Consider the following 3,951-nt stretch of genomic DNA (forward strand, 5'->3'; position numbering starts at 1 on the left):
GGTGCTGGTGGAGTCGGTCGCGCGCGGCAGCCGTGCGGCCCGCAACGGCCTGCGCGAGGGCGATGTGGTGGTGGCCGCCAGCGCCGGCGGTTTCGATGATCTGGCGGGCTTCCGCGCGGGCTTCACACAGCCTCCCGCACAGTTGATCCTGAACGTCGTCCGGGGCAATCGGCAGGGAGTCCTGCCGATGCAGTGACGGCGTCACCCCACGTCCAGGAGATTCCCAGATGAGCCCGACCGACGCGACCTCGACCACCTCTTCCAACGGACAGCCCGGCGCCGCCCTCAAAGGCAGCCTCGGCGAAGCCGGCGACCACCTCAAGCGCGCCGCGCGCGATGCCGGCGATGCCCTCAAGGGCGCGGCCGGTGCGGCGGGCGACGAACTGCGGCTGGGCAAGGCGCACGTGAAGGCCGACCTGTCCGACAGCGCCCTGGCCGGCCTTACCGCCGCCGAGCAGGCCAGCCTGGCTGCACGCGAGCAGGCCGACGTGCTCATGGACAAGGGCCGCGACATGATCGACAGCGCCGCCGAACTGATCCGCGAGCGACCGCTGGCAGCGTTCGGCGCCGCCTTTGCCGCCGGCTGGATCATCTCCAAGCTCGGCCGCGGCGAGCGGTAAGCACCGCCGTGCGGCAACGCGGGGACAGCGCGCACGCACCGGGCGCCGGCAACGGGCGCCAGGATCCGGACACGCCGGAGCCCGCCGCGGAACTGCTCGAGGCGCTGCGCCAGATCGGCGCCACCGGGCGCGCCAGCCTCGGCGCATCGGTCGACACCGCCAAGGCCTTCCGGTCGTTGGTGGTGGCCGACGTCTCGCTCGCCCGCAGCGCGCTTGGACGCACGCTGGCCCTCAGCGGGGTGGCGATCGCCGCCGGCGCATCGGCCTGGCTGCTGCTGATGGGTGCGCTCGTGGTCTTCCTCAGCGCGCGGCTGGGCATGCCGTGGCTGGGCGCGCTGCTGCTGCCGGCCGCGTTGAGCCTGGTGATGGCCGGCGCGGCTTCGTGGCTGGCGATGCGCTACTTCGACCACACCCGGCTGCAGGCCACGCGCCGCCAGCTGGCCCGCCTGGGCATCGGCGAGCTGGCCGATTTCGTCCCCGACGCCGATTCGCCCGAATCGACCCGCGAGGCCACCCGCCGGCGCCCGCCCGAGGACGGTAGCGGGGAGCCGGTCAAGGACAAGCAGGGCATCGACGTCACTCCGCCCTGAGCGGCCGACGCGGACGCACCACCCACACGCGCACAACCCGGGGAGCGGCGTGCCATGAGCTTCGACAAACTCATCGCCAAGGTCACCCAGGCGGAGAACGCCATGGAGGCGAACGAGCGCCGCGTCGGCGCCGACGTGCGCCAGCTGCGCGACTCTTGGAAGGCGATGTGGACGCCCGGCCGCATCGTCCTGGCCGGCCTCGTCAGCGGGTACCTGGCCGGACGCGCCGAACCGATCCGCAGCGCCGCGCGCAGCGGCAGCGTGGTGCGGATCGTGTCGATGTTGGGCACCGTGTTCGCCGGCACCAGCGCACGGCAGGCCGCGACCGAAGCCGAGCACGCCGCCGACGCGTCGGAACAGGCCGCCGAGACGGTCGCCCCCGGTACCACCTCAAAATCCGCGGCCCAGGATGTCGCCAGCGAGGCGGCCCGCGAGGAACTCGCGCACGCGCGCCTGCAGCGCGAGGCCGAGGCCGCCCGGCAGGTCAACGCCGAGGCGATGGACCCGTGAGCACGCCGACACCCGATCCGCCCGCCGGTTTACCCAAACCTGCGACCGAACCTGCGAACACGCCCGCCGCCGCCCCGGCCACGCCGGCGCGCGACGACGACCCGGAGGCCGATCCACCGCTGTCCCCGCTCCGCCCGCGGGCGTCCTCTGCACTCATCGTGCTGGTGGTGCTGGCGGTCGGCTACACGATGTGGGCGGCGCAGGCGGTGATCCTGCCGATCCTGCTGGCGGTGTTCTTCGCCCTGATCGGCAATCCGATCATCCGCGCCCTGCAGCGCCTCTTCATCCCGCGGGCGCTAGGTGCGCTGCTGGTGCTTCTGGGCGGGCTGGCGGGCACTGCGGTGCTGGCCAACCAGCTCATCGAACCGGCCGCCGAATGGGCGCGCCAGGTACCGCGCGAACTGCGCGAATTCGCGCCGCGCTTGCGCGAGATGACCAAGCCGATGCAGGCGGCCAACGAAGCGGCGGCCGACATCGCGCGCGCGGCCGATGGCGACCAGGCGGAACCGGTGCAGGTGGTGCGCACCGAGGTCAACGAACCGTTGAAGAAGCTCACCGCCACCCCGCGCATGCTCGCCGCGGTGCTGGCGGTGATCCTGCTGACGTTCTTCTTCATGGTTTACGGCGAGAACCTGCAGCGCAACGCGTTATCACTGCTGCCGACCCGCCAGCAGAAACGGGTGACGGTGGACATCCTGCATTCGATCGAACGCGAGATCTCGCGCTACGTGCTGACCATCACCTTCATCAACTTCACCGTCGGCATGGCGCTGGCGGGGATCCTGTTCCTGCTCGACGTGCCGCTGGCCGAGGCGCTGCTGTGGGGCACGATGGCGGCGGTGCTGAACTACGCGCCGTACGTGGGCCCGATGATCGGCATCATCATCATGCTGCTGATGGGCTTCGTCGCCTTCGACGATCCGTGGGAGTCGCTGCTGCCCGCCGGCATCTACCTCGGCCTGCACACCCTCGAAGGCCAGATGATCACGCCCATCGTGCTCGGGCGGCAGATGCGGCTGTCGCCGCTGGTACTGATCCTGGCGCTGATGCTGTTCGGGTGGCTGTGGGGAATCATCGGCCTGCTGCTGGCGGTGCCGCTGCTGGTCTGCCTGAAGATCGTGTTCGACCGGATCGAGGGCATGGAGGGTTGGGCGCGGCTGTTCGAGTAGCGCCTGGCATGGCCAACCGCCACGGCCCGCCGGCGTAGAATGGCGCGGTGCACTTTTTCCCCGTACGCGCGATAACGCTCGACCTGGACGACACCGTGTGGCCCATCGCACCGGCCATCGACCGGGCCGAGGACGCGCTGGACGCCTGGCTGCAGCGCCATGCCCCGCGGGCGGCCGCGCGCTGGCCGCTGGCGGCGCGGCGCAGGCTGCGGCAGCAGTGCGACCTCGAGCGTCCGCACCGCGCCCACGACATGACCGCGCAGCGGCGCTGGATGATCGAGCGGATGCTCGCCGAGGCCGGTGAGGATGTCGCGCTGGGTTCGTCCGCCTACGACGCCTACTTCGCCGCTCGCTGCGAGGTGGAACACTACGACGACNGACCGCGCAGCGGCGCTGGATGATCGAGCGGATGCTCGCCGAGGCCGGTGAGGATGTCGCGCTGGGTTCGTCCGCCTACGACGCCTACTTCGCCGCTCGCTGCGAGGTGGAACACTACGACGACAGCGTGCCCTCGCTCGAGCGCATGGCCGCACGGCTGCCGCTGGCGGCGCTCAGCAACGGCAATGCCTGCCTGCGCACGATCGGCCTGATGCACCTGTTCCGCTTCCAGCTGGGCGCCGGCGATCACGGCGCGGGCAAGCCCGATCCGGGCATCTTCCACGCCGCCTGCGCGCGGCTGGGCCACGACCCCGGCGTGGTGCTGCATGTCGGCGACGACGTTCGCACCGATATCGAAGGTGCGCAACGCGCCGGCCTGCGCACCGCCTGGATCAACCGCGAGGGGGCAACGTGGCCACGCCGCATGCCGCCCCCCGACCTTGAATTCACCACCCTGACCGCGTTGGCCGACTGGCTCGACGCGGCCCGCCACCCGGAGTCGATGTCCGCATGAACCTGCCCGCCGGATTTGCCGCGCCCTCTGCCGATGCCACCCCCCTGCCGCTGCACGTGGTGGACCGCGCCGGCCTTGCCGACTGGCGTGCGGGCCAGCCGGCACCGGTGGGCGCGTGGCTGGACGCGCACGGCTTCGATGGTGCCCCCGGCACCGCGGCGCTGCTGCCG

The 3,951-nt window shown here is 71.7% G+C and carries 4 protein-coding genes and 2 pseudogenes; all 6 read left to right on the top strand.

Features of this window, described 5'->3' with window-relative positions; translation table 11 throughout:
* A pseudogene (locus ACKVMH_RS12910) lies at positions 1 to 196 on the top strand (heat-shock protein); the annotation flags it as partial.
* Positions 197 to 227: 31 nt separating this feature from the next.
* Positions 228 to 620, top strand: coding sequence for a hypothetical protein (locus ACKVMH_RS12915; RefSeq protein ID WP_215218883.1), 393 nt, complete (start codon positions 228 to 230; stop codon positions 618 to 620).
* A gap of 8 nt (positions 621 to 628) precedes the next feature.
* Positions 629 to 1,210 (top strand): phage holin family protein, encoded by a 582-nt coding sequence (locus tag ACKVMH_RS12920; protein WP_412700599.1) that lies wholly within the window; start codon positions 629 to 631, stop codon positions 1,208 to 1,210.
* 54 nt (positions 1,211 to 1,264) lie between these two features.
* Positions 1,265 to 1,720: a hypothetical protein gene (locus ACKVMH_RS12925; RefSeq protein ID WP_215218885.1), complete on the top strand. Its 456-nt coding sequence runs from the start codon at positions 1,265 to 1,267 to the stop codon at positions 1,718 to 1,720.
* A gap of 119 nt (positions 1,721 to 1,839) precedes the next feature.
* A complete protein-coding gene (locus tag ACKVMH_RS12930) occupies positions 1,840 to 2,889 on the top strand; it encodes an AI-2E family transporter (protein ID WP_251370721.1) in 1,050 nt (349 codons plus the stop codon).
* A gap of 430 nt (positions 2,890 to 3,319) precedes the next feature.
* A pseudogene (locus ACKVMH_RS12935) lies at positions 3,320 to 3,781 on the top strand (HAD family hydrolase); the annotation flags it as partial.
* Positions 3,782 to 3,951 lie beyond the last annotated feature (170 nt).

This window comes from Lysobacter zhanggongensis (assembly GCF_046638635.1).
Lineage (GTDB): Bacteria > Pseudomonadota > Gammaproteobacteria > Xanthomonadales > Xanthomonadaceae > Novilysobacter > Novilysobacter luteus.

What these genes read in the sequence shown, in the direction of transcription:
- ACKVMH_RS12915 (WP_215218883.1), top strand. Translation starts at nt 228, where the DNA reads ATGAGCCCGACCGACGCGACCTCGACCACCTCTTCCAACGGACAGCCC.
- ACKVMH_RS12925 (WP_215218885.1), top strand. Translation starts at nt 1,265, where the DNA reads ATGAGCTTCGACAAACTCATCGCCAAGGTCACCCAGGCGGAGAACGCC.